The organism is Nocardia sp. NPDC056611 (assembly GCF_042792755.1).
Classification (GTDB): domain Bacteria; phylum Actinomycetota; class Actinomycetes; order Mycobacteriales; family Mycobacteriaceae; genus Nocardia.
On sequence record NZ_JBHTVV010000004.1, the window covers coordinates 249030 to 273252 of the forward strand.

Annotated in this window: 28 protein-coding genes; 18 read left to right on the forward strand and 10 right to left on the reverse strand. The window is 69.1% G+C overall.

The features are described from left to right. Nucleotides 1-152: 152 nt before the first annotated feature. From ACFRAQ_RS22510 to ACFRAQ_RS22520, 3 genes are read left to right on the forward strand one after another with little or no spacing between them, the layout of a single operon-like run. On the forward strand, nucleotides 153-1082 hold the full coding sequence (locus ACFRAQ_RS22510; protein WP_379102635.1) for an ABC transporter ATP-binding protein: 930 nt from the start codon (nucleotides 153-155) through the stop codon (nucleotides 1080-1082). Continuing rightward, on the forward strand, nucleotides 1079-1930 hold the full coding sequence (locus ACFRAQ_RS22515) for an ABC transporter permease (RefSeq protein WP_379102637.1): 852 nt from the start codon (nucleotides 1079-1081) through the stop codon (nucleotides 1928-1930). Before ACFRAQ_RS22510 ends, ACFRAQ_RS22515 begins: the two co-directional genes overlap by 4 nt. 28 nt (nucleotides 1931-1958) lie before the next feature. Then, on the forward strand, nucleotides 1959-2162 hold the full coding sequence (locus ACFRAQ_RS22520) for a helix-turn-helix transcriptional regulator (RefSeq protein ID WP_357275871.1): 204 nt from the start codon (nucleotides 1959-1961) through the stop codon (nucleotides 2160-2162). Here ACFRAQ_RS22520 and ACFRAQ_RS22525 read toward each other — a convergent pair. Continuing rightward, nucleotides 2090-3085, reverse strand: a complete 996-nt coding sequence (locus ACFRAQ_RS22525; RefSeq protein ID WP_379103716.1) for an NAD(P)-dependent oxidoreductase — start codon at nucleotides 3083-3085, stop codon at nucleotides 2090-2092. The two genes, ACFRAQ_RS22520 and ACFRAQ_RS22525, sit on opposite strands and share 73 nt — an antisense overlap. A 75-nt stretch (nucleotides 3086-3160) precedes the next feature. On the opposite strand from ACFRAQ_RS22525, the gene ACFRAQ_RS22530 reads away from it, so the two are divergent. Further along, on the forward strand, nucleotides 3161-3517 hold the full coding sequence (locus tag ACFRAQ_RS22530) for a winged helix-turn-helix transcriptional regulator (protein ID WP_379102639.1): 357 nt from the start codon (nucleotides 3161-3163) through the stop codon (nucleotides 3515-3517). On the opposite strand, the gene ACFRAQ_RS22535 is transcribed toward ACFRAQ_RS22530, so the two are convergent. Next, on the reverse strand, nucleotides 3514-4629 hold the full coding sequence (locus ACFRAQ_RS22535) for a glycerate kinase (protein WP_379102641.1): 1116 nt from the start codon (nucleotides 4627-4629) through the stop codon (nucleotides 3514-3516). The two genes, ACFRAQ_RS22530 and ACFRAQ_RS22535, sit on opposite strands and share 4 nt — an antisense overlap. Before the next feature lie 98 nt (nucleotides 4630-4727). Here ACFRAQ_RS22535 and ACFRAQ_RS22540 point away from each other — a divergent pair, with 98 nt between their 5' ends. Continuing rightward, nucleotides 4728-5051, forward strand: a complete 324-nt coding sequence (locus ACFRAQ_RS22540) for a GNAT family N-acetyltransferase (RefSeq protein WP_379102643.1) — start codon at nucleotides 4728-4730, stop codon at nucleotides 5049-5051. A 3-nt stretch (nucleotides 5052-5054) separates the two neighbouring features. Here ACFRAQ_RS22540 and ACFRAQ_RS22545 read toward each other — a convergent pair whose 3' ends face one another. Further along, the gene (locus tag ACFRAQ_RS22545; protein ID WP_379102645.1) at nucleotides 5055-5816 is read right to left on the reverse strand and encodes a lysophospholipid acyltransferase family protein; all 762 of its coding nucleotides are present in this window, start codon (nucleotides 5814-5816) and stop codon (nucleotides 5055-5057) included. A gap of 125 nt (nucleotides 5817-5941) precedes the next feature. On the opposite strand from ACFRAQ_RS22545, the gene ACFRAQ_RS22550 reads away from it, so the two are divergent. From ACFRAQ_RS22550 to ACFRAQ_RS22560, 3 genes are read left to right on the forward strand one after another with little or no spacing between them, the layout of a single operon-like run. Continuing rightward, nucleotides 5942-6556 (forward strand): YqgE/AlgH family protein, encoded by a 615-nt coding sequence (locus ACFRAQ_RS22550; RefSeq protein WP_379102647.1) that lies wholly within the window; start codon nucleotides 5942-5944, stop codon nucleotides 6554-6556. 52 nt (nucleotides 6557-6608) lie between these two features. Then, nucleotides 6609-7115, forward strand: coding sequence for a sigma-70 family RNA polymerase sigma factor (locus tag ACFRAQ_RS22555; protein WP_379102649.1), 507 nt, complete (start codon nucleotides 6609-6611; stop codon nucleotides 7113-7115). Then, on the forward strand, nucleotides 7112-7837 hold the full coding sequence (locus tag ACFRAQ_RS22560; protein WP_379102651.1) for a zf-HC2 domain-containing protein: 726 nt from the start codon (nucleotides 7112-7114) through the stop codon (nucleotides 7835-7837). Before ACFRAQ_RS22555 ends, ACFRAQ_RS22560 begins: the two co-directional genes overlap by 4 nt. On the opposite strand, the gene ACFRAQ_RS22565 is transcribed toward ACFRAQ_RS22560, so the two are convergent. From ACFRAQ_RS22565 to ACFRAQ_RS22575, 3 genes are all read right to left on the reverse strand, one after another. Continuing rightward, on the reverse strand, nucleotides 7834-8604 hold the full coding sequence (locus tag ACFRAQ_RS22565; protein WP_379102653.1) for an ABC transporter permease: 771 nt from the start codon (nucleotides 8602-8604) through the stop codon (nucleotides 7834-7836). The genes ACFRAQ_RS22560 and ACFRAQ_RS22565 overlap by 4 nt on opposite strands. After that, a complete protein-coding gene (locus ACFRAQ_RS22570; protein ID WP_379102655.1) occupies nucleotides 8601-9560 on the reverse strand; it encodes an ATP-binding cassette domain-containing protein in 960 nt (319 codons plus the stop codon). The genes ACFRAQ_RS22565 and ACFRAQ_RS22570 overlap by 4 nt, the downstream gene beginning before the upstream one ends. Before the next feature lie 118 nt (nucleotides 9561-9678). Continuing rightward, on the reverse strand, nucleotides 9679-10194 hold the full coding sequence (locus ACFRAQ_RS22575; RefSeq protein WP_379102657.1) for an EXLDI protein: 516 nt from the start codon (nucleotides 10192-10194) through the stop codon (nucleotides 9679-9681). A 193-nt stretch (nucleotides 10195-10387) separates the two neighbouring features. Between ACFRAQ_RS22575 and ACFRAQ_RS22580 the strand changes: the two genes are divergently transcribed. From ACFRAQ_RS22580 to ACFRAQ_RS22595, 4 genes are read left to right on the forward strand one after another with little or no spacing between them, the layout of a single operon-like run. Next, entirely contained in the window at nucleotides 10388-12091 is a 1704-nt protein-coding gene (locus ACFRAQ_RS22580) for a thiamine pyrophosphate-binding protein (protein ID WP_379102659.1), read from the forward strand. 3 nt (nucleotides 12092-12094) lie between these two features. Continuing rightward, on the forward strand, nucleotides 12095-12754 hold the full coding sequence (locus ACFRAQ_RS22585; RefSeq protein WP_379102661.1) for an SRPBCC family protein: 660 nt from the start codon (nucleotides 12095-12097) through the stop codon (nucleotides 12752-12754). A gap of 9 nt (nucleotides 12755-12763) precedes the next feature. Continuing rightward, nucleotides 12764-13804 carry a 3-oxoacyl-ACP synthase III family protein gene (locus ACFRAQ_RS22590; protein WP_379102663.1) on the forward strand — a complete coding sequence of 347 codons (1041 nt, stop codon included), beginning with the start codon at nucleotides 12764-12766 and terminating at the stop codon, nucleotides 13802-13804. Then, nucleotides 13804-14922, forward strand: a complete 1119-nt coding sequence (locus tag ACFRAQ_RS22595; protein WP_379102665.1) for an aminotransferase class I/II-fold pyridoxal phosphate-dependent enzyme — start codon at nucleotides 13804-13806, stop codon at nucleotides 14920-14922. Before ACFRAQ_RS22590 ends, ACFRAQ_RS22595 begins: the two co-directional genes overlap by 1 nt. On the opposite strand, the gene ACFRAQ_RS22600 is transcribed toward ACFRAQ_RS22595, so the two are convergent. Continuing rightward, nucleotides 14876-15844 carry a bile acid:sodium symporter family protein gene (locus ACFRAQ_RS22600; RefSeq protein WP_357274581.1) on the reverse strand — a complete coding sequence of 323 codons (969 nt, stop codon included), beginning with the start codon at nucleotides 15842-15844 and terminating at the stop codon, nucleotides 14876-14878. The two genes, ACFRAQ_RS22595 and ACFRAQ_RS22600, sit on opposite strands and share 47 nt — an antisense overlap. Before the next feature lie 127 nt (nucleotides 15845-15971). On the opposite strand from ACFRAQ_RS22600, the gene ACFRAQ_RS22605 reads away from it, so the two are divergent. The 5 genes from ACFRAQ_RS22605 to ACFRAQ_RS22625 are packed head-to-tail and all read left to right on the forward strand — an operon-like array spanning nucleotide 15972 to nucleotide 19034. After that, on the forward strand, nucleotides 15972-16910 hold the full coding sequence (locus ACFRAQ_RS22605; protein ID WP_379102668.1) for a TIGR04222 domain-containing membrane protein: 939 nt from the start codon (nucleotides 15972-15974) through the stop codon (nucleotides 16908-16910). Further along, nucleotides 16907-17791, forward strand: a complete 885-nt coding sequence (locus tag ACFRAQ_RS22610) for a DUF692 domain-containing protein (RefSeq protein WP_379102670.1) — start codon at nucleotides 16907-16909, stop codon at nucleotides 17789-17791. The genes ACFRAQ_RS22605 and ACFRAQ_RS22610 overlap by 4 nt, the downstream gene beginning before the upstream one ends. After that, nucleotides 17788-18138 (forward strand): hypothetical protein, encoded by a 351-nt coding sequence (locus ACFRAQ_RS22615; protein ID WP_379102672.1) that lies wholly within the window; start codon nucleotides 17788-17790, stop codon nucleotides 18136-18138. The genes ACFRAQ_RS22610 and ACFRAQ_RS22615 overlap by 4 nt, the downstream gene beginning before the upstream one ends. A gap of 27 nt (nucleotides 18139-18165) precedes the next feature. Then, nucleotides 18166-18588 carry a cupin domain-containing protein gene (locus ACFRAQ_RS22620; RefSeq protein WP_379102674.1) on the forward strand — a complete coding sequence of 141 codons (423 nt, stop codon included), beginning with the start codon at nucleotides 18166-18168 and terminating at the stop codon, nucleotides 18586-18588. A 14-nt stretch (nucleotides 18589-18602) separates the two neighbouring features. Beyond that, the gene (locus ACFRAQ_RS22625) at nucleotides 18603-19034 is read left to right on the forward strand and encodes a GNAT family N-acetyltransferase (protein ID WP_379102676.1); all 432 of its coding nucleotides are present in this window, start codon (nucleotides 18603-18605) and stop codon (nucleotides 19032-19034) included. A 1-nt stretch (nucleotide 19035) separates the two neighbouring features. Here the strand turns inward: ACFRAQ_RS22625 and ACFRAQ_RS22630 are convergent, their stop codons facing one another. Further along, on the reverse strand, nucleotides 19036-19440 hold the full coding sequence (locus ACFRAQ_RS22630; RefSeq protein WP_379102678.1) for an SdpI family protein: 405 nt from the start codon (nucleotides 19438-19440) through the stop codon (nucleotides 19036-19038). Between the two features lie 161 nt (nucleotides 19441-19601). Between ACFRAQ_RS22630 and leuS the strand changes: the two genes are divergently transcribed. Next, nucleotides 19602-22475 (forward strand): leucine--tRNA ligase, encoded by a 2874-nt coding sequence (leuS, locus tag ACFRAQ_RS22635; protein WP_379102680.1) that lies wholly within the window; start codon nucleotides 19602-19604, stop codon nucleotides 22473-22475. Between the two features lie 64 nt (nucleotides 22476-22539). On the opposite strand, the gene ACFRAQ_RS22640 is transcribed toward leuS, so the two are convergent. Together ACFRAQ_RS22640 and ACFRAQ_RS22645 are read right to left on the reverse strand one after the other, a co-directional pair. Continuing rightward, entirely contained in the window at nucleotides 22540-23322 is a 783-nt protein-coding gene (locus ACFRAQ_RS22640; protein ID WP_379102682.1) for a polysaccharide deacetylase family protein, read from the reverse strand. A 53-nt stretch (nucleotides 23323-23375) separates the two neighbouring features. After that, complete coding sequence (locus ACFRAQ_RS22645) at nucleotides 23376-24173, reverse strand: polysaccharide deacetylase family protein (RefSeq protein WP_379102684.1); 798 nt, start codon at nucleotides 24171-24173, stop codon at nucleotides 23376-23378. Nucleotides 24174-24223 lie beyond the last annotated feature (50 nt).

The following is a 24223-nucleotide window of genomic DNA, read 5'->3' on the forward strand; positions in this document are numbered from 1 at the left end:
CCCCAGCCCGCGCCGACCGGCGCGAATCCTTCGACGAAGGGCCCGGCTCTCTCCAGAGCCGGGCCTTTTTCGCGTGTGGACAAATAGCTTGAGCACCTCGAAATGTAGTAGTTATGCTACATCCGATCCGGCTTCTACTACGGAGGGGTGTCATGACGGTCGGCGAGGACGTCGTACTCGACGTCGAGAATCTGCGCATGCGCTACGGCACGCGCGACGTGCTGCACGATGTCGGTTTCCAGGCGCATCGCGGCGAGGTGGTGGCCCTGCTGGGCCCCAACGGCGCGGGCAAGACCACCACCATCGAGATCCTCGAGGGCTTCCGCATGCGCTCGGCGGGCCGGGTCGAAGTACTCGGGACGGACCCCGCGCACGGCGGCGAAGCCTGGCGGGCGCGCCTGGGCGTGGTGCTGCAATCGTGGCGCGACCACGGCAAATGGCGGGTGCGCGAACTCCTCGAGTACCTGGGCATGTACTACGCGCCCTACTCCACCCCCGCCATCCGACGGCCCTGGGACACAGACGAACTGATCGCCGCCGTCGGTCTCACCGAGCACGCGGGCGCCAAGGTGATGACCCTGTCCGGTGGCCAGCGCCGCCGCCTGGACGTGGCCATCGGCATCGTCGGCCGCCCCGAACTGCTGTTCCTGGACGAGCCGACCGCGGGCTTCGATCCGCAGGCCCGCCGTGAATTCCACGACCTGGTGCACCGTCTCGCCGACGACGACCACACCACCATCCTGCTCACCACCCACGATCTGGACGAAGCCGAGAAGCTGGCCGACCGCATCCTGATCCTGGCGGGCGGCCGCATCATCGCCGACGGCTCCGCCGATCAACTCTCCCGCCGCATCGCGGGTGAGGCCGAGGTGAAGTGGACCCGCGACGGGCAGCGCTTCGTGCACACCACCACCGAGTCCACCAAGTTCGTCCACGAGCTGTTCAAGCAGTTCGGCGAGGCCGTGGAGGAGCTGGAGGTGCGCCGCGCCTCGCTCGAGGACACCTACATGACCCTGGTCCAGCGGTTCGAATCCGGCCAGGGCGACATCGAATTGCACAGCCTGGAAGAGGTGGCCCGATGAACCCGACGACCGTGGCGATCCGGGCGGGGCTCCGGCGCGGGCGCATCGAAGTGGTCCAGACCCTCACCAACGGGATGGACATCTTCTCGCAGTTCTTCTGGCCGGTGGCCACCATGGTCGCGGTGTTCTTCATGCGGCACGGCGACTTCGAGGGCACCGGCGTCGGCCTGGGCGCGCTGGCGCTGCCCAGCGTGCTCGGCATGCTGGTCGCCTTCACCGGCATGTTCGGCATCGCCCAGGGCCTGGCCATGGACCGCGAGGACGGGACCCTGTTGCGCGCCAAGGCCACTCCCAACGGGATGCTGGGCTATCTGATCGGCAAGGTCACCGCGGTCTCCGGCGTCACCGTGGTGCAGGTGGCCCTGATCCTCGGCTTCGGCCTGTTCGCCATCGGCGGGGTGAGCCTGGACAGCGTCGGCGCGTGGGCCACCCTGATCGGCATCCTGGCGCTCGGTCTGCTGGCCTGCCTGCCGCTGGGCGCGATCATCGGCTCGGCGTTCGACAGCCCGCGCAGCATCGGCTTCGTCTCGTTCCCCATCATGGGTCTGGTGGCGATCTCCGGAATCTTCTACCCCATCACCGGCCTGCCCGGCTGGCTGCAGGCGGTGGCGCAGGCGTTCCCCATCTATTGGATGGGCCTGGGCATGCGCTCGGCCATGCTGCCCGACAGTGCTTCGGTGGTGGAGCTGACCCACTCCTGGCGGCACCTGGAGACCGTCGCGGTGCTGGGCGCGTGGGCGGTCGCGGGCGTTCTGATCGCGCCGATGGTGTTGCGCCGCATGGCCCGCCGCGAATCGGGTGCGGCCGTGGCGGCCCGCCGCGAGAGGGCCATGGCGCGTGCCTACTAACAGCGAGGTCATCTACAACCGGATCGCCATGTTGCGGGCCGAGCGCGGGATCTCGCGGCGAGAACTGGCCGAGGCCCTGGGCGTGCACTATCAGACGGTCGGCTATCTGGAGCGCGGCGAGTACAGCCCGAGCCTGCACCTGGCGCTGCGGCTGGCGACCTATTTCGAGGTGCCGGTGGAGATCATTTTCTCCACCACCCCGTTCCCGCGCATCGGCTCCGAAACCGCCTGAGCCATCAGCTCATAGGTCGATACCGGGCTCCCGGCCGCCAGGCTGGCGGCCACCGCCCGGCGCCAGAACGCCTGGGCGGTGTGCGAGAGCGTGGCGTCCACGCCGGCCTCCTCGCTGGCGTCGATGACGTGCTGCGCGCCCGCGTCCATCATGCGCAGCCCCGCCAGGTCGGCCCAGCCGCCGCTCGCGTTCCGCACCGAGAACTGCTCCATGAAATACGGGAAGGCGGCATTGGAGCGCACCGCGAACGGCACGAACTGCGCGATGTCGTGGCCGGCCCGGGCGATCATGGCCGTGGCCTGGTCGAAGGCCAGCAGCCAGGGATGGAAGATGGTGAGCAGGCCCTGGTAGAAGACCTGGGCCAGACCGTCATCCGCGCCCAGGTACTCCTGCGGGCTGAGCGGGCGCAGCAGCTCGGCGTGCGCGTCGAAGACCGCGCGCGGGCCGCTGTAGAAGATGTACGACGCCGGGTGCTCGATATTGTTGCCCGCCGACATGACACCGCCGGACAGGAATTCGGCGCCGTGCTCCCGCACCCACGCCGCGCCCCGGCGCGCCTGCTCGGGTGAATCCGAGGACAGATTGGCGATCACCTTGCCGTGCAGGCGATCCGCGTCCGGTCCGAGAACGTCGTACATGGCGGCGTAGTGGGTGAGGCTGAGCACCGTCACCTCGTTGGCGTCGAGCGCCTCGGCGACGGTCCCGGCGCGCTGCGCCCCGAGCTCGACCATGGCGTCCGCCTTCTCGGGGCTGCGGTTCCACACCGTCACCTCGACCCCGGCCTTCAGGAAGGCCTTCACCATGGCCCGGCCCATCGGGCCCAGGCCGATGACGGTGACGGATTTGCGCTGATCGGACATGCTGTACCCCTTCGATTTCGGCTGTTCTGCGGTGGCGCGCCGGAATCGATGGTCGTCCGGGATCGGTAGCCTCGGGAAGACCGCACCCGCGGGTGCGGTTGCTTACCTGGAGGTTGGCGATCTGGTCAGGAGGGCGCGATGAGTACCGGTGGTGACGGGGATCACGAGGTGTGCGGCATGTCCATCGCCATCGGCGCGGTCGGCGGCAAATGGAAATTGCACCTGATGTGGGTGCTGGCCGAGGGCACGCAGCGCTTCGGGCAGATCCGGCAACTGCTGACCGGCGTGAGCGAGAAGGTGCTCACCGAGAACCTGCGGCAGATGGAGGCGAGCGGCCTGGTGCACCGGGAGATCTTCCCGGAAATCCCACCGCGCGTGGAGTATTCGCTGACCGAGCTGGGCCGGGAGCTCAGCGCGGCCCTGCGACCGCTGGAGGAGTGGGGTGACCGCAATCGGAACCGGATTCCCGGCCGCGCGCTCACCCCGTCCGCCTAGGCTCCGCCGATCCGCTCACCGATCCGTTCCAGCAGGTCCGCGGCATCCGCCATGCTGCGGGCCGGGTCGGGCTCCAGTTCCGACAGGGCGTAGGCCGCCTCGAATCCGGCGTCCCGCACCTGGTCCGGGGTCAACCGCACCCGGCCCGCGACCGCGATGACCGGCAGGCTCGCCGCCCGGGCCGCGCGGCAGACCCCGATCGGGGCCTTGCCGGACAGGCTCTGTGCGTCCAGCGAGCCCTCCCCGGTGACGACCAGGTCGGCGTCCTTCAGCTGGGCCGGGAAGTCGATGAGGTCGAGGATCAGCTCGATGCCCGGGCGCAGCCGCGCGCCGAGAGCGGCCAGCGCCCCGAATCCGGTGCCGCCCGCCGCGCCCGCACCCGCCCGGTCCGCCCATTCCGGCCCGAGCACGGCGGCCCAATTCTTCAGTGCCGCTTCGAGAGTGGCGACCTGCTCGGGGTCCGCGCCCTTCTGCGGGGCGTAGATGGCGGCCGCGCCGCCGGGTCCGAGCAGCGGGTTGTCCACATCGCTGGCCAGGGTCACGGTCGCATCGGCCAGGCCGGGATGCAGATCGCTGCGGTCCACGCGTATGGCGCGCGCGAGAGCTGCTCCCCCGCACGGTAATTCGTGGCCGTCGGCGTCGAGGATGCGCAGGCCGAGGGCTTGCAGCAGGCCCGCGCCGCCGTCGGTGGAGGCGCTGCCGCCCAATCCGAGCACGATGTCGCGCGCACCCCGGTCGAGCGCGTCACCGATCACGTCGCCCACGCCGTAGGTGCTGGCGTGCAGGGGATCCGGTTGCCCGTCCGGCAGTTTCGCGAACCCGCTCACCGCGGCCAGCTCCACCACGGCGGTCCGGCCGCGCACCGCGTAGGAGGTGGTCACCGGTGCGAGGGTGGGCCCGAAGCTCTCGACCTCGACCCGCTCCCAGCCCGCCGCCACGAAGGCGTCCACGGTCCCGTCGCCGCCGTCGGCCACCGGTGAGCGCCGCACCTCGGCGCCCGGGTCGGCGCGGCTGATTCCCGCCGCGAGTGCGTCCGCCACCTGCGCGGCGGTCAGTGAGCCCTTGAATTTGTCCGGGGCGAGCAGCACCCGGCGCGGCCGTGGGTCCGTCATGCGTCCAGTGTGATCGCTGTGCCGGAAAGCGACACGCCAGGCGGCAGCCTTCGGCCGAACGGACAAATTGCCGGGGCCGGGGAACTAGCGTCGCACGCATGCCGAGTCAGTCGATCGAAGTCCGTATGAATTCCGCGCTGGATCGGTTCGAGTTGTACATCGACGATTACCTCGCCGGGGTCGCGGCGTATCAGGACACCGCCAATGAGCGGGCCTTCGTGCACACCGAGATCTATCCCCAGTTCGAGGGACAGGGGTACGGGCGCAAGCTGGTGCAGGGTGCGCTCGATCAGACCCGGGACGCGGGGTTCGGGGTCCTGCCGCTGTGCCCGATGGTGCACCACTTCGTCGAATCCCGGCCCGAATACCTGGCTTTGGTGCCGCACTGGTCCCGGGAACGGCTCAATCTGCCGCAGCACTGACGCCTAGTACGCCTTCACCGCTCCGTCCAGCGCTACCTGCAGTTCGTCGCGGACCACCCGGGTGATCTCGGCGGGTTTGGCGGGCAGCTCGGCGACCGGCACGCCGAAGTAGAAGCTGGCTGAGTACGCCTCCTTCTTGGTGGGCTCCACCGCCGGATCCAGGCGCGGGCCGTAGCTGAGCCCGAGGCTCACCAGCGCCGGTTCGGCGCCGAGCTTCTTGGCCCGGAAGGCGATGTGCCCGATGCCGCTGCCGATGGTCTGCACCTGGGTGGGGTCGACATCGTTGCAGGTCCCCTCCGGGAACACTGCGATCCCGTCCCCGCGCGCCATGCGCTCGGCGCAGATGTCGATCATGCGCTGCCCAGCCGCGTTGACCGCGCGCAGTCCGTGGTCCTTGCCCCGGAACACCGGGATCCCGCCCATCATGTCGATGCGTTCACGCAGCTTGGGCTCGGTGAACAACTCGTCCTTGGCCAGCACCCGGGTGCGTCCGATGACCGGCCGCATGGCGCTGCGCCACGCCGCGGCGGCGACCGTGTACGGATCCAGCTGGGAGAGGTGGTTCACCGCGATGAGCAGCGGACGCCGCTGGGAGATCAACTCGCGCAACTTCTCCCGCGCCCCGGCCGCGTAGGTCACGCGGGGCCGATAGCGACGACCCAGCAGCCAGTAGGCCGCCTTCGCCTTCAGCAAATTCTGCTGGTGGTCACGGTAGAAGTCGTACACGGTATCGGCGTTCTCGAGGATGACCTCGGGGCGTTCCATAGCGCCCACCCTAGCTACCAACCGCAAGGTATGCGGGACAAGTTCTTCCGCCCCCCCGACGGCACAAAAGGGTAACCAGCAAATTAAGCAACGCAATTACCCAGTCTCAGTGCGATGATGACTGAGTGGCACGTGCAGAGGAACACGGTGACCGATCTCGACGCGAATTCCGGCATGAGGACCAGGTGGTTCGGCCAGGAACTCTGCTGGTGTCGGCAACCGATCTGACCGAGCCGTCCTTCCGGCGCTCGGTGGTCTACATCCTCGAGCACAATGACGGCGGCACCTGGGGCGTGGTGCTCAACAAGCCCAGCGACACCGCCCTGCACGATGTGCTCCCCAACTGGTCCGAACTCGCCGCCGGGCCGCGCGCCCTCTACATCGGCGGCCCCGTGAAACGCGATGCGGCACTCTGCCTGGCCACCATCAAGGTGGGCGCGTCCATCGCCGGGGTGGCCGGCGTGCGACGGGTCGACGGCCGGGTGGCCCTGGTGGACCTGGATTCCGACCCCGACCGGATCGAAGGTCTGGTCGACGGCATCCGGGTCTTCGCGGGCTACGCGGGCTGGACCTTCGGCCAGCTGCAAGGCGAACTGGACCGCGGCGACTGGATCGTGCTCTCGGCCCTGCCCACCGACCCCCTGGCGGGCCGCGTCGACCTCTGGGCCCACGTCCTGCGGCGCCAACCCCTCCCCCTCTCCCTCCTCGCCACGCACCCGATCGAACTGGAACGCAACTAGGATCGTGGATCCGGTATGGCAACACTGCCGTGCGGAGAGGCGGGTTAGCGCGATGCCGGACGACCAGGCCGCCTTGCTCCGGGCGCTCTACGAGGAGCACGCGGCCGCACTGTGGCGCTACACCTACGGGTTGGTCGGGGATCCGGGCCGGGCCGAGGACATCGTGCAGGAGACCCTGCTGCGCGCCTGGCAGCGGCCCACCGTGCTGGATCAGTCCACCGGTTCCGCGCGGGCGTGGCTGTTCACCGTCGCCCGTAACCTGGCGGTGGACGAGCATCGCAGCGCGCGCAGCCGGCGCGAGTTCCGCACCGATCACCCACCGGAGGTGCCCGAACCGGACAAGACGGATCGGGCGCTGGACGGGTGGCTGGTGGCGGACGCGCTGGCGCGGCTGAACGTCGATCACCGCGAGGTGATCGTCCGCGCCTACTACCGGGGCCTGTCCACGCATCAGATCGCGGGGGAACTGGAGATCCCGGAGGGCACGGTCAAGTCGCGCATGCACTACGGCATGCGGGCGTTGCGATTGGTGCTGCAGGAGATGGGGGTGACGAGATGACCGAAGGCCATGAGCTGTGCGATGGCTACACCACGTGGGATGGCGCGTATGTGCTCGGCGCTCTCGCCCGGGACGACCGCCGCGAGTACGAGGAGCATCTGACCGGATGCGATTCCTGCCGCGCGGCCGTGTCGAAATTGGCGGGACTGCCCGGTCTGCTGGCCCTGGTGGACCCGGAGACCGCGCTGTCGATTGCGGCGCAGGAGGATCCGCCCGCGAGCGTGCCACCGACGCCCGAACGCCTGCTGCCCGCCCTGGCGGACCGGGCGCTGGCGAGCCGCCGGCGCGGCCGCCGACGGTCGATCGGCGCGGCGGTGGCGGCGGCCGCGGCGGCGGTGGCCGTCGCGGTGCCGGTGACCGCCACCATTGACCGGCCCGACCGTCCAGCGGTCGTGCAGCAGGTGGTGGCGCAGGGACCGCTGAAGCCGCAGACCGACACCCCGATGCAGGCCACCTTCAAGGTGGTGTCGATCAACGGCCAGACCCGGGTGGACATGTGGTGCGCCTACCCGCCGTCCGACGAGAAGGACGAGGTGTACGCGTGGACGCTGACGATGTGGGTGACTCGCGTCGACGGCGTGCAGTCCAAACTCGCCGAGTGGACGGTCAAGTCGGGCCAGAGCCTGACCCTGGACGGCACCGCGTCGGCCTCGCCGGAGCAGTTGAAGACGGTGGAGATCCGCAACCTGTCCGGCAAGGTCCTGATGGCGGCCGGGCTCTAGGCGGTCTTGCGACGGAAAGTCGTGGTGGCCCAGAAGTATCCGGCGACGGTGATCACCACGCACCAGCCGATGGCGAGCGCCCCGTTGTGCCCGATCGGCCCGCCCATCAGCAGCCCGCGCAGGGTTTCGGTGATCGGCGTGAACGGCTGGTACTCGGCGAACTGCTTCACCCCGGCGGGCATGGTGTCGGTGGGCACCAGCCCGCTGCCGAGGAAGGGCAGCAGCATGATCGGCATGGGCAGGTTGGAGGCGCTCTCCGGGGTCTGGGCGACCAGGCCGAAGCCCGCGCCGAGCCAGTTCACCGCGAACACCATCAGCCCGAGCAGTCCGAACGCCGCCAGCCATTCCAGCGCGTTCGCGTGCGGCCGGAAGCCGATGGCGAGCGCGGCCAGCGTCATCACGAGCACCCCGGCCATGCCCTGGATCCAGGTGCCCACCACGTGTCCGGTCAGCACCGACGGATGCGAGAAGTGCATGGTGCGAAAGCGATTGATGATGCCCTTGGTCATATCGGTGGACACCCCGACGGCGATGCCCGCGACCATGTAGGCCGGGATCAGCAGCATCATGCCGGGCGTCAGGTAGTCGATGTACCGGCCGCCGGTGGCGGACTTCAACGCGCCGCCGAACACGAAGTTGAACAACAGCAGCAGCACGACCGGCATGATGACCAGCGCGAAGGTCATGCCCGGATACCGCTTGGCGTGCACCAGATTCCGCCGCAGCATCGTCGTGGAATCGGCGAACGACGTGGTGAGAGTATTCATTTCAGGTTCTCCTCGGCGGGAGCGTGGCCACCGGTGAGGGCCAGGAAGACATCGTCGAGGTCGGGCGTGTGCACGGACAGTCCCGCGGGCTCCACCCGCGCCGCGTCCAGCCGGTCGAGCACCTCGCGGACCGAACGCACCGCGCCGTCGCTCGGAATGGCCAGCGTGAGATCACCGTTGACCCGCGCCGCGTCGCCGAACAATTGTGCGGCGGAGTCGAATTCGCCGCGTTCGAGGAAGTCGAGCCGGATGTATCCGCCCGGCACCATGCGCTTGAGCTGATCCGCCGTGCCCTCGGCCACCAGCCGCCCCTGATGCAGTACCGCGATGCGATCGGCCAGCTGGTCGGCTTCTTCGAGGTACTGGGTGGTGAGGAAGATGGTGACGCCCCGCGCGGTGAGGTCGCGAATGATGTCCCACATGGCCCGGCGGCTGCGCGGATCCAGGCCGACAGTGGGTTCGTCGAGGAAGATGATGCGCGGATCGCCGACCAGCGTCATGGCCAGATCGAGTCGCCGCGTCATACCGCCGGAGTAGCTGGACGCGATCTTGTCGGCGGACTCCTCGAGATCGAAGGTGGCCAGCAGTTCCGCTGCGAGCCTGCGGTTCTCGGCGCGCGGCAGCTGGTGCAGGTCCCCCATCAGCCGGAGATTCTCCCGTCCGGTGAGCAGTTCGTCGACGGCCGAGAACTGGCCGGTGACCCCGATGACCGACCGCACCCCGCCGGGATCGGTGACCGGATCGTGCCCGCCGACGCTGATCTCGCCGCCGTCGGGCCGCTTCAGCGTGGACAGGATCTCCACGGTGGTGGTCTTGCCCGCGCCATTGGGCCCGAGCAGCGAGAACACGCTGCCCGCGGGCACGGTGAAGTCGATGCGGTCGAGCACGATCTGCTCGCCGAAGGATTTGCACAGGCCGGTGACGCTGATGGCCGCCGGACCGGGTTGGAGGTTCATGTCTCCCTCTCATCAATTAGTAGGCATGAATGCATGAGTCATCGACGCCGTGACCGCCGAGGCTCGAGGTCAAGGTTGCCGGTTACCGCTGTTCGGTTGTGTTACAAGGATTGTCGAATCAGATGTCGAGGTCCTCGACGTTCGGATGTTCGGTGGCGTCGATGACGCGGGCGTAGAGCCGATCCGGGATCTTGCCCTTCAGCTCCCCCACGGTGTCGAAGACCTCGAGGGTGAAGTCCCCCCAATTCTGTTCCCCCACACCGAGGAAACGCCGCCATTGCCGCCAGTCCTTGAGGATGTTGGTGTCGGCCGGGAACTCCGACCAGTTGGAGAAGTGGCTGTGCACCGCGTACGCGCCTTTGCGGGTGCGGTACACCCGGATGTCCTCGATGCGCTCGTTGGTCACCTGGTGCCAGTCGGTCAGCAGGGTGGCGGAGAATCGAACCTGCCGGATCCCGTCCTTGCCGACCTTGAGGACCACCTCGTCGTAGCCCTGCTGGCGGCCCTCCTCGAGCTCGATGAAGCGCCGCAACGCCGTCACGATCGCCCCCGAAAGATTGCCCCCGACCAACTCCTGAGCCCGCTGAAAGAGTTTGAGGTCGTCATCGGACACGTAGATCGTCTTGTTCGGCATGAGCCAACTATACGTAGACGTATACATACACGGCAAGGGCCGGTCCGATTCTCGGAACTCTTCGGGGCTTCACCCCTGAAACCCCGAGAACACCGGCCGTCGAGCAGCAGAATTGAACCACCGGCTACCCGGATTTCGTATCCCGAGTGAGCGGTACTCGGTCACCGGTGGCGACCACCGAAAGGAATCGCCCATGCATAGCGGTACACGGGTCGCGGACCGGCTGGTCCAGGCGATCTCGACGCTGGGCGTCCGGCACCTGTTCGGAGTCGGCGGCGCCAATATCGAGGACCTGTACGACGCGGCCTACGAACAGCGCGACCTGATCACCGCGGTGGTCGCCACACACGAGTTCGGCGCGGCCACCATGGCCGACGGCTACGCGCGCTCCACCTCGGGCCTCGGGGTGGTCTGCGCGACCTCCGGCGGCGGGGCCGTGAACCTGGTCGCGGGGCTCGCCGAATCCTTCGCTTCCCGGGTGCCGGTGCTGGCCCTGATCGGCCAGCCCCCGACCGCGCTGGAGGGCCAGGGCGCGTTCCAGGACTCCAGCGGGCAGGCGGGCAGCTTCGACGCGGTCGCGCTGTACTCGCCGATCTCGCAGTACTGCGCGCGGGTGGCAGCTCCCGCCGACCTGCCCGCACACCTCGCCCACGCGGTTACCGCCGCCCGCCGCGGCGGCCCCGCGGTCCTGTTGCTGCCCAAGGACATTCAGCAGGCCGACCTGGTCACCCCGGATTTCGTGCCGCCCTCACGCGACTACCGCCGGGAGATCGAGAGCCTGTGGCGGGTGGTGCACATCGTGCGCGGCGCCCGTGCCCTCGGCAAGATCGTGATCATCGCCGGGGACCAGGTGGCCCGCGACGACGCCCGCGACGAGCTGGCCCGCTTCGCCGCCCGGCTGGACGCGGCCGTCGGGGTCGCGCCCGACGCCAAGGACGTCTTCCACCACGCCGACCCGGGGTTCTGCGGCGTCTCCGGCAGCATGGGCAATCCGGAACTGCTCGACGCGCTGCAAGGCGCCGCCCTGTGCCTGCTGATCGGCACCCGTATGCCGGTCACCGCCAGGGCGGGTATGGAGGACGCGCTGGCGGCCGTCCCGCTGGCGAGCGTCGGCGCCCTGCCGCCGTACCTGCCCGCCACCCACGCGCACAGCAATTACCTGGCCAAGACGCTCAACGAGCTGATCGCCGAATTGGATTCCGGCCCGGCCGAGAACACCGCCCGGATCATTCCGCTGCGACCCCACCCGCACCGCGAGCCCGCCCTCACGCCCCTGCCCGTCCCGCCCGCGCACGGTCCCGGACTGCGGTATCGCGAGGTGGTCGAGATCATCAACGACGCCCTGCCGCCCGGCGCGGACGTATTCGCCGATGCGGGCAATACCGGTGCGGCCGTGGTGCATCACCTGCGGCTGCCGCGCGGCGGCCGGTTCACGGTGGCGCTCGGCATGGGCGGTATGGGGTACGCGTTCGGGGCCGGCATCGGATCCGCGTTCGCCCGCCACCGCCGCCCCGACGGCGGCTCGCGTCGCACCTTCGTGATCGCCGGGGACGGGGCGTTCTTCATGCACGGCATGGAGATTCACACCGCCGTCGAGCACCGGCTGCCGATCACCTTCATCGTCCTCAACAACAACGCGCACGCCATGTGCGTCACCCGCGAACAGCTGTACTACGGGGATCGGTACAGCTTCAACCGATTTCGTCCCGCGTATCCGGGCGCGGGGATGGCCGCCATGTTCCCGGATCTGTGCACCCACGCACCGGAGAACCGGGCCGAACTCGCCGCGGCGCTGCGGCACTGCCGCGACCGCCCGGGTCCGTCGTTCGTCGCGATCGACTGCGATCCCGACGAAATCCCGCCGTTCACACCGTTCCTGACGCCACCCAGGAGGTAATCCGTGACCACCAGTGCCCTGCCCGCCCTCAGTGACATTCCGGACGGGGTCGTGCCCGGCGTGCTGCGGATCGAGAACTCCGATCGCGACGCCACCACCCCGATCATCTTGGACATGCTCCGCTCGGTGTATCCCCACGACCAGATATTCGGCGACTTCTGCCCGGTCCAGGGCTATATCGACGCCCCGCCCCGGGACCTGTACGAGTACCTCGCCGACACCCGGTGCCTGGAGGAGTGGACCTACAGCCTGCGCGGATTCACCGAGACCGAGGAACCCGGACTGTGGGAGTCCTACGACCGGCTGGGCGACAACACCCGGATCTACACCCGCACGGTGGCCAATCCCGAGGCCATGACCGTGGACTACCACTGCGCCTGGGATCAGCGCGAGCACCTGTGGATGGTCTATCTGATGCGGGTGGTCGACGCCCAGGTGGTGTTCGACAAGCCGGGCTCGGTGGTGCTGTGGACGAACTGCCATCACCCGTTCTACGACCGGAACCCCTACCAGGACACCGCGCCCGACCAGCGCAAGGTGTGGGTGGGCGATTTCTGGGAGATGTTCTCCGCCGGGCACCAATTGGAGCTCGACAACCTGCGGGGCATCGCGGAGTACCGCGCCTCGCACGGGCTACCCATCAAGCCCGCCTGGATGAAGTGAGGACGCGCCATGGACTTCACCGATCCCGCGCTGCGGATGCCGCCCGCGGTCAGTCTGGTCGACGTCGCCGGGTACCTGCCCGGTGATCCGGTCGGCACCGAGTACTTCACGCAGTTCTCGCGCTCGGACCGGATGGCCAAGAACGTCATGTTCCGCGCTCCCCAGGGCCGTCACCATGTGGGGCGCGACGAGACCGCCGTGGACATGGTCGAGCAGGCCGTCGCCCCGCTCATCGAACGTCATGGGGCACAGGAGATCTCGAGCATCGACGTGCTGCTCACCCACACCCAGCTGCCCGACAACCCCGTGCTGGGCGCGGGCCCGGAAGTGGCGCGGCGGCTGAACATGAAGCCGCGCTGGGTCTTCGACATCCACAACGGCGGCTGTGCGGCGTTCGTGCACATGATGTGGACCGCCCGCATGATCCTGCAGACCACCGATGCGCGCACCGCGCTCATCGCCTGCACCCAGAACTGCGCGGGCCCGGTGTTCACCCAGCCCGATATCCGCGGGCTCGCGCAGGCCCCCGTCCCCGGCGACGGCTGCGGGGTCGGGCTGCTGGTGAAGAACGGTTCCGCGCCCATCCTCGACATCGAATGCCGCACCTATCCGGAGTTCGCGGGCGATATGGAATTCAGCACCAATGGCGACCGCAAGTACTGGGAGCCGGGCGATGGCCAGGGCTGTGTCAGCTTCACCGAATCCAAAGTGGCCAAGGTGATGACGCGCGGCAATCGGCTGGTGCCGGAGGTCGCGCAGGCGGTGTGCAAGCGGATCGGCGTGAAGTCCAGCGATCTCGACACCTTCGTCACCAACCAGCCCAACCGGCTGTTCCTGCGCAATTGGAACGAGGCCATGGAACTGCCGCCCGAACGTCATCCCGACACCTTCGACAGCTGCGGAAACCTGTTCGCCGCGGGCATTCCGGTGACCCTCGACGCCGAGAACCGGGCGGGGCGGCTGCGCAACGGCTCGGTGGTGCTGATGGCCGCCTTCGCGCACGCGGGTGACTTCGCGGGCGCCGCCGCCGTGCGCTGGGGAGCCGCCTGATGACCCGCCCGGTGCCGTGGCCGACGGGGCTGCGCGCCGACTCGGGGGCCGTCCGCTTCGACCTGAGCCTGAGCGAGAATCCGTTTCCGCCACTGCCTTCCGTCATCGCCGCGATCGACACCAGTCTCGGCGGGGCCAACCGGTACCCGGAATTCCTGCCGCAACGGCTGCCCCGGCTGATCGGCGAGCACCTCGGGGTGGACGCCGACCGGATCGTGGTGGGGGCGGGCGCGACCGGGGTCGCCATGCAGATCATGCAGACCCTCCCCCGCCGCGGATCCGAATTCGTCTACGCCACACCGACCTTCGACGGCTATCCGATCATGGCGAACATGGCGGGACTGCGGCCGGTGGCGGTGCCGCTGGACGCCGACGGCCGCCAGGACCTGTGGGGCATGGCGCGCGCGGTCGGCGACCGCACCGGACTGATCGCGGTGTGCCGCCCGCACAATCCGACCGGCACCGTCGTCGGGGCCAGCGAGCTGAAGGCGTTCCTGTGCTCGATCCCCACCCGGGTGCCGGTGATCCTGGACGAGGCGTACGTCGAATTCCTCGGCGCGGCCGACGCACTGGACCCGCTCGAACTTATCCACAGGCATCCCAATGTGCTGGTCCTGCGCACTTTCTCGAAGGCGTACGGGCTGGCCGGGCTGCGGATCGGCTACGCCTTCGGCGCGCCGGAGCCGGTGCGGCGGGTGCGGCGGCTGCAACTGCCGTTCGGGATGCCCGGCCCGGCGGTGGCCGCGGTGCGCGCCTCCTACGCCGCGGAAGCCGAACTGGGCGAACGGATTCTGCGCATCACCACCGAACGCGAGCTGCTCCGGATCGACCTGCGCCGCGCGGGCATCCGGGTGCCGCGCTCGAGCGCCAACTTCCTGTACCTGCCCGGCCGCGACATCGCGCCCGCGCTGGCCCGGGCCGGGATCGCGGCCAAGCGCTACCCCGACGGCAGCGCCCGCATCGCGGTGGGCGATCCGGGCGCGCACCGCGCCGTGCTGCACGCCCTGGCCGACCGGCCCTCCGCCGGACTGCACCGCGCGCTGCGGCGCGAGGACAGCCGGCTGCTCTCCCTCACGGCGCGGTACGAGCCCAGCGTCCTGCGAGAGCGGCACAGGTGATCAGCTGAATCTGGTGGAACATCATGAGCGGCAGCACGACCAGGCCCACCGAGTGACCGGCGAACAGCACCGTCGCCATGGGCAACCCGGTGGCCAGGCTCTTCTTGGAGCCGCAGAACACCACCACGATCCGGTCGGCGCGATCGAACCGCACCGCCTCGCCGAGGAAACCGGTGGCCGCCAGCACGATCGCCAGGATCACGCAGCACACCACCGCCAGACCCAGAATCCGCCACGGCGACATGGCGTGCCAGATGCCCTCCACCATGCCCGCGCTGAACGCGCTGTAGACCACCAGCAGGATGGAGCCGCGATCCACCAGCTTGGTCGGCTCGGCGTAGCGAGACAGGAAACCCTTCACCTTGGGCCGGATCAACTGGCCCACGAAGAACGGCACCAGCAGCTGCAGCACGATGTCCACCACCGCGGACGGATCCACGCTCGCCTGGCCGGTGGTGTTCATGAGCAGGATCACCAGCGCGGGGGTCAGGAACACGCCCAGCAGGTTCGACACCGTGGCGCTCACGATCGCGCCCGCCACATTGCCTTTGGCGATGGAGGTGAACGCGATCGAGGACTGGACCGTCGACGGCACCAGGCACAGGAACAGCACACCGGTGTAGAGGTCGGGGGTGAGGATGTGCGGCACCAGCACCCGCGCGGCCAGGCCGATCAGCGGGAAGACGATGAACGTGCAGGACAGCACCGTCAAGTGGAGTCGCCAGTGCTTGAGGCCCTCGATCGCCTCGTGCGGCGCCAGGCGGGTGCCGTAGAGCAGGAACAGCAGCGCGATGGCTATCTTCGTCAGCCAGTTCACGACCTCGGCGGCGTCGCCCCGGGCCGGGAAGATGCTGGCCAGGACGACCATCCCGAGGATCGACAGAATGAAGCCGTCGATGTAGAACTTGCTGAGAAATCGCACCGGATCAGGCTAATCACCGAAAATTTCTTCGGATTACCGCCCCGAGGTCGCTCGGATAACACGGCACCCGCGCAGCCGCGATACTGGAGTTGATCGACTGTCACGACGACTCCCGAGGGGAATCGCCATGGTCCATGGGACCGTCGCGGCCGCCGCCGCGACCAACACCTGGGGGATATCCGGCCCGGCCTTCCTCTTGTTCTATGTCCTCGCCGGGTTGCTGGCGATCGCAGCCGGATACGCGATCCGCGCGAGCGTGGTGCGGCGGATCGACCCGGCCTGGCCGCCCGCGGGACCGCTGACGCCGAGCGAGACCGCCCTGCTCGTCGACGACCGGCGGCCGGTGCTGGCGGCGCTCGCACAGCTGCGCGGCCACGGGATCATCGATTCCAGCGGCAAACCGGTCCGGCCCTACAACGCCGGCGAGGCCGCGGAGCTGGATCAGATCTCCCGCACCCTGTGGGCGAGCCTGAGCCGGTCGGACCAGCTCAACATGACGTCGATGCTGGTCGCGACCGCCGGCGTCACCGATCGGATGCGCAAGGACCTCAGCTACCGCGGCTACCTCTTCGGCGACCAGCAGCGAAAAGCCTTGCGGACGGCTCGCTTCCCGCTCTTCGCGGTGTTGCTGCTCGGACTGGCCCGGCTGATCGCGGGTGTGGCCACTCATCATTCGGTCGGCTTCCTGGTGATCGTCATGATCGTGCTGAGCGTCGTCACCGTCGTGGTGGGTCGGGCGCCGCGCCTGACCCGACGCGGCCGCGACACCATCGAGCACGCCCGCAACAGCAACCTGCATCTGAGACCCGCCAACGCGCCCGCCTACGCGGCGTACGGCGCCGGCAGCGCGGCCCTCGCGGTCGCGCTCTACGGCTCACTCGTGTTGTGGACCCTGGACCCGGCCCTCGCCGGGGCCGCCGATCTCGCGGCCGGAACCAGTGGCGGCGGAAGCAGCTCGTGCGGCAGCGGATCCAGCTGCGGCACCAGCGACAGCGGAGGCGGCAGCAGTTGCGGAAGTAGCAGCAGCTGCGGCAGCAGCTGTGGCGGAGGAGGCTGCGGCGGATGACCGGATCACCGCTCCCCGAGGGCGCGCTGGGCATCGGCTGGCGGCGCGAGATCTGTGGCATGGTCGCCGCGCTGGACGGCATCGGCTTCTGCGAGGTCATCGCGGAGACGTTGGCGCCGAGCGGTTCCGGGCGCAGGCGCGGACGGAGTGCGGGGGCCGTGGTGCCGGAGGAACTCGCCGCGCTGGTGGCGCGCGGGATACCGGCGGTGCCGCACGGTGTTTCACTGTCCCTGGGTGGTGCGGAAGGGGTGGACGACCGGCGGGTCGCGCATCTCGCCGACTGCGCGCGGGCCTTGGGCTCGCCGCTGGTGAGCGAGCACATCGCCTTCGTGCGCGCGGGCGGACTGGAAGCCGGTCACCTGCTGCCGGTGCCGCGCACCCGCGAGGCGCTGGATGTCTTGGAGCGCAATATCTTCCGCGCGAGCAGGCAGCTGGACGTGCCGCTGGCGGTGGAGAACATCGCGGCGCTGTTCGAATGGCCGGACGCCGACTACTCCGAGGCGGAGTTCCTGCAGGAACTGGTCGAACGCACCGGCGTCTATCTGCTGCTCGATATCGCGAATGTCTATGCCAATGCCCACAATACGTCACGTGACCCGCTGACCGAGCTGTTGCGGCTGCCCGCCGAACGGGTCGCCTACTGCCATGTGGCGGGCGGCCACGAGTCGGACGGACGCTACATCGACACGCATGTGCACAGCGTCCCGGCCGAGGTCCTGGACCTGGTGGCCGAGTTCGCCACCGGTCGATCGGTCCCGCTCATGCTGGAGCGCGACGGAAACTATCCGCCCGCAACCGAACTCGCCGCCGAACTGAACGCCATCGCCGCGGCGTCCGGCCGCGCGCCCGTCACCCTGCACCCGGAGGCGATTCCGGCATGACCATCGAATCGGAGCGCGCCGCGGGCACACTCGCCGACCAGCAGGCCGCGATCGTGCGCGCCCTGGTCGCCGGGGACAGTCCGCCGCCGGGATTCGACACCGGCGACCTGGCGGCCACCGCTCACGGCCTGTTGCACAAGCGGGCCGACGAGGTGGCGCGGCGCTTCCCGGGACTGGCCGTCGCCGCCGGTCCCGACTTCCGCACCCGGTATGTCGAGTGGGCGCGCACCCGCCCGAAGACCAGCACCCCCGAGGACGCGGCCGCCTTCGCCGCGTCGGTCGGCCTGCCCGACCCGCGCCCGCGCCGCGGCCTGCGGGCGCGACTGCTCGGCCGTGGTCGGCGCTGACGCCACCTGGATCGGCAATGATGGATCGTGGTCTTCTCCAGGCGTGATCCGCGACACGGCTTCCGGCCCAATCCCGCACCGGCGGCCGGGACGGCCAGTCGGGTGCTGTTCCGATTCGGTCTGGCGCGATGGGAATTCGTACTGCGGCAGACGATCCTCGAGCCGGGCGGCCGCACCGGCTGGCACTACCACGACGGAACCCTGTTCGTGCTGGTCACCGGCGGTGTGCTCGATCATCCACGGGCGGATTGCACGCCCGTCACCGTGCGGCCGTGGCGAGTCTTCCGCGAGCCCAGCGGTCCCCGGCACGCGCATCTGGCGCGCAACAGCGGCGGGCGGCCCATCATGCTGACCGTGTTCTACGTGAATCCGAAGGGCAGCCCGCTCTCGCGGGGCATTCCGACCCCGCCGTGCGCGGGCGAACCCTCGGCGAGTGATCCGGCGCACTGAGGCATGCTGGGTTCATGATCGAGGTCGTCACCGTCAGCACCGAGCGGGAACTCGCCGACGCCTACGCCGTGCGGTTGAAGGTCTTCGTCGCCGAGCAGGGCGTGCCGGAGGAGATCGAGATCGACGAGCTCGACGAGGTCGCCGATCATTTCCTGGGATTGCTGGACGGCAGGCCCGCGGGGGCCGGGCGGCTCATCGTGCGCGACGGGATCGGGATTCTCGGGCGGCTGGCCGTGCTGGCCGAGACCCGCGGCACCGGGCTCGGCGCGGCCCTGGTCCGGGCCATCGAGGAGCGGGCGCGGGCCCGCGGACTGGTCGCGATCGAACTGCACTCGCAGACCCATGCCACCGGCTTCTACGAGAAGCTGGGCTACGTGCGGTTCGGGGAGATCGGCATGGACGCGGGCATCCCGCACATCTGGATGCGGCGCTCGCTCACCGAGTGAGTCAGGCGGTCTCGCAGGTGTCGCGCAGCGAGCACCCGCCGCAGGCGCTGCCGCACCCGCCGACCTTCTCCTCCGGGAAGGCGTTCGCGATGGCCTTCTCCGCCGCCGCCGCGCCCGCACCCATGGTGAACAGCGCGATCACCACGGCGACCACCGCGAGCACCAGGGCCGGGACGCCCCCGGACACCAGCGCCACCGCGCCGCTCGCCGCGAGCAGCAGACCGGCCACAATGGAGGTCGGCCCGGCCACCTTGTTGGCCAGCCTGAAGGCCTCCTCGGTCTTCAGCGCCGCGTCGGAGTGCACCCCGAAATAGCGGTTGCCGGGCAGGGTGCCGGTGAGTCCGAGCACGCCCGTGACCACGGCCACAGCCGCGAGGACAAAGAGGATCAGCGCCACGACAAACACCCCGCCACGGTACCTGTCAGGCCGGTACGGACCCGCCGCGGGCCTGCTTCGGACACCGTCGGCGGGAGCAGCCTCGACCCTTTTTGGGGCCCGAGGTACCGACGTTTTACCCTGGTGAGCGACCTTTATCGGGGATTGGCTGGACAAGCGAAGGCAGGACCGTGCAGGACACCCGTGCAACCGAAACACCCACCGCGACCGCGGCGGGGGGCGGCGACGTTCCCGCACACCGCTACAACGCCGACCTCGCCGGCCGCGTCGAGCGCAAGTGGCAGCGCAACTGGGAGGAGCGCGGCACCTTCTTCGCGCCCAACCCGGTCGGCCCGCTGGCCGCCGGCGTTCCCGCCGACAAGCTGTTCATCCAGGACATGTTCCCGTACCCGTCGGGCGCGGGCCTGCATGTCGGGCACCCGCTGGGCTACATCGCCACCGACGTGTTCGCCCGCTACCACCGCATGCACGGCCGGAATGTGCTGCACGCGCTGGGTTATGACGCCTTCGGCCTGCCCGCCGAGCAGTACGCGGTGCAGACCGGCGCGCACCCGCGCGACACCACCATGTCGAATATCGCGACCATGCAGCGGCAGCTGGACCGGCTGGGCCTGGGCCACGACCGCCGCCGGTCGTTCGCGACCACCGACCCCGAGTACTACAAGTGGACGCAGTGGATCTTCCTGCGCATCTACAACGCCTGGTACGACGAGGGCCTGAACAAGGCGCGCCCGATCGCCGAGCTGATCGCCGAATTCGATTCCGGCAAGCGGTCGCCCGCCGACGGCCGGGCCTGGGCCGACCTGTCGCCGGTCGAGCGCAATGCCGTGGTCGACTCCTATCGCCTGGTGTACCAGACCGATTCGATGGTCAACTGGTGCCCGGGCCTGGGCACCGTGCTGTCCAACGAGGAGGTCACCGCCGACGGCCGCTCCGAGCGCGGCAACTTCCCGGTGTTCCGCAAGCGCCTGTGGCAGTGGATGATGCGCATCACCGCCTACTCCGATCGCCTGGTCGACGACCTGGACGAGCTGGACTGGCCGGAGAACGTGAAGTCCATGCAGCGCAACTGGATCGGCCGCTCGCGAGGCGCGCAGGTCAAGTTCGAGGCCGGCTCGGACATCATCGAGGTCTTCACCACCCGCCCCGACACCCTGTTCGGCGCCACCTACGTGGTGGTCGCGCCCGAGCATGAGCTGGTGGACCGGCTGACCGGCAACACCTGGCCGTCCGGCACCCAGGCCCGCTGGACCTTCGGCAATGCCGACACCCCGGCCGAAGCCGTTGCGGCGTACCGCAAGTCGATCGCGGCCAAGTCCGATCTGGAGCGCCAGGAAAACAAGGAAAAGACCGGCGTCTTCCTGGGCACCTACGCCACCAACCCGGTGAACGGCGCCCGCGTGCCGATCTTCATCGCCGACTACGTGCTGTCCGGCTACGGCACCGGCGCCATCATGGCCGTCCCCGGCCACGATCCGCGCGACTGGGAGTTCGCCACCGCCTTCGGCCTGCCGATCGTGGAAGTCGTGGCGGGCGGCGACATCTCGCAGGCCGCCTACACCGGTGACGGCACCCTGGTGAACTCCGGATACCTGGACGGCCTGGACATCGACACCGCCAAGGCCAAGGTGATCACCCAGCTGGAGTCCGACGGCCACGGCAAGGGCACCGTCCAGTACAAGCTGCGCGACTGGCTGTTCGCCCGCCAGCGCTACTGGGGCGAGCCCTTCCCGATCGTCTACGACGAGGACGGCGCGCCGCACGCGCTGCCGGAATCCATGCTGCCGGTGACGCTGCCGGAGATGGAGGACTTCGCGCCGGTCACCTTCGACGCGGACGACGCCACCTCCGAGCCGTCCCCGCCGCTGGCCAAGGCCACCGACTGGGTGCACGTCGAACTGGATCTGGGTGACGGCCCCAAGAAGTACCGCCGCGACACCAATGTCATGCCCAACTGGGCGGGCAGCTCCTGGTACCAGCTGCGCTACGCGGACCCGACCAACACCGACGCCTTCTGCGCCCCCGAGAACGAGAAGTATTGGCTGGGTCCCCGGACCGCCGAGCACGGTCCGAAGGATCCGGGCGGCGTGGACCTGTACGTCGGCGGCGTGGAGCACGCGGTGCTGCACCTGCTGTACGCGCGCTTCTGGCAGAAGGTGCTGTTCGACCTGGGTGACGTGTCCGGCTTCGAGCCGTACCGCCGCCTGTTCAACCAGGGCTACATCCAGGGCTTCGCCTACACCGACGCGCGCGGCGCCTACGTGCCCGCCGCCGAGGTCGTGGAGCGGGACGGAAAGTTCTTCTGGACCAACGCCTCCGGCGTCGAGGAAGAGGTCGCCCAGGAGTACGGCAAGATCGGCAAGTCGCTGAAGAACGCCATCTCCCCCGACGAGATGTGCGACCTGTACGGCGCGGACACCTTCCGCTTCTACGAGATGTCGATGGGTCCGCTGGACACCTCGCGCCCGTGGGCGACCAAGGACGTCGTGGGCGCGCACCGCTTCCTGCAGCGCGTGTGGCGCCTGACCGTGGACGAGGAGACCGGCGCGCTGAAGGTCACCGACACCGAGCCCTCGGCCGAGGCGCTGCGCCTGCTGCACAAGACCATCGCCGGGGTCGACGACGACTACGCCAACCTGCGCGACAACACCGCGGGCGCGAAGCTGATCGAGCTGACCAACTACCTGACCAAGAACTTCGGCGACGGCGCGCCCCGCGCCCTGGTCGAGCCGCTGGTCCTGATGCTGGCCCCGATGTCCCCGCACGTGGCCGAGGAACTGTGGGAACGCCTGGGCCACCACACCGCGCTGGCGCACGGCCCCTTCCCGACGGCGGATCCGGCACTGCTGGTGGAGGATTCGGTCGAGTACCCGATCCAGGTCAACGGCAAGGTCCGCAGCCGGATCAGCGTCCCCGCCGACGCCGATCAGGCCGCGGTCGAGGCCGCCGCCCTGGCCGACGAGAAGATCGCGGAACTGCTGGGCGGCAAGCCGCCGCGCAAGATCATCGTGGTGGCCGGCCGCCTGGTGAACATCGTCGCGTAGCCGACAGCCGAATCGGTCCCGGCGCGCACTACACGCCGGGACCGATTTCCTTGTGTCCCAAGCTTTATCGCGGCGGGATCAGGACGTCGTCGAGGGTGACCAGTTGCAGGTTGCGTTCGCGGACGATGTCCATGAGCTGGTCGTAGACGTGGGTGACGGTCGGGCGGTTGGCGTGGCCGATGACGATGGACTGGGCTCGGAACCATTGGCGGGCGGCGTCGAGCAGGATGCCTTCGTTGATCACCGTGTTGGTGTCGCTCAGGCTGCCGTACCACATGGTCGGGACGGTGTAGCCGCAGTCGGCGGCCACCGCGTCGACGCCGGCATTGTGCCTGCCGAAGGGCGGGCGGTAGTACGGCGTGGTGTCGACGCCGTACTGGTCCCAGAGGAAGTCCTTGCAGCGGTTCAACTGGTCGGCGATGGCGCCGCCGGACAGCCGGGTCAGGTCCGGATGGTCCCAGGTGTGGTTGCCGAGCTGGATCTGACCGGAATCGACCATGGGGCGCAACGCATCCCGGTGATCGAGCCAGCCCGGGTAGTAGGCGGTGACGAAGAAGGTGAGCCGCGCACCGGTATTGCGCGCGAAATCGATGAACCCGCCGATGGTTTCGGAGCTGGCGCCGTCATCGATGGTGAGCGCCATATGGTTTCCGTCGCCGGGCAGCGCCTGGATGGTGCCCGGCCCGATCGGCGTCTTGGGCCCGAAATCCGGTGTCACCCCCGGCAATGGCGGAACGATCCCGGAAGACCCGGTGTCGAAGGGGAATTCGGCGCGGGCTTCCCCCGCTCCCAACAATCCGGCGACCCCACCCGCAGCCAGCAACGTCAACAGCCGACGTCTGTCCATCTCGACCTTCAATCACTCTTCCGAACGAAACTCCCGCGCCCCCGGCGCAGCCGTCAGGCCGGTGACACCAGCACGTCGTTGAGGGTCACCAGCGAGAGGTTGCGCGCACGGATGATCTCGACCAGACGGTCGTAGCAGTGCGTCACGGCGGGGGCGTTGGCATGGCCGATCACGATGGCCTGCGCGTTGAAGTACTTCTGCGCGCACTCGATCAGATAGTCCTCGGTGATGACACCGGAGTCGGACAGCGAGCCGTACCACATGGTGGGGACGGTGTAACCGAGATCGGCTGCCACCTTGTCGACGGTAGCATCGTGGCGGCCGAAGGGGGGCCGGAAATACGGGGTCCCGTCCACACCGAAGTTGTTGTGCAGGAAGGTCTTCGCCTTGGTCAGCTGGGCGGCGATCTCGGCCGTGGACAGCTTGGTCAGGTCCGGGTGATCCCAGGTGTGATTGCCCAGCTGGATCTGACCGGATTCCACCAGCGGCCGCAGCGCGGCCTTGTGCGTGGTCCACGAGTCGTAGTACGCGGTGACGAAGAAAGTGAAGCGGGCCCCGGTGTCCTTGGCGAACTTCACGTAGGCCCCGACCACCTCGGGGCTGGCGCCGTCGTCGACGGTGAGGGCCAGGTTGTTGCCGTGCCCGGGCAGCGCCGTGATCGTGCCCGCGGGAATCGCGGACTTCTGCGCGGGCGGCGCGGCGATCGACTTCGGCGCCGCGGACGGCGTGGGCGTCGCGACGGGTCCACTGATCCGCGGGGTCACCTTGGGGGTGGGGCCCTCCGCAGAGCACCCGGTCAAGGCGGCCGCAGTGCCCGCGGCGAGCATCGCGAGCAACTGTCGTCTATCCATCGCGTTCGTTATATCCATACGGCGTGAACCGGGCACCAATTCTGTGCGAA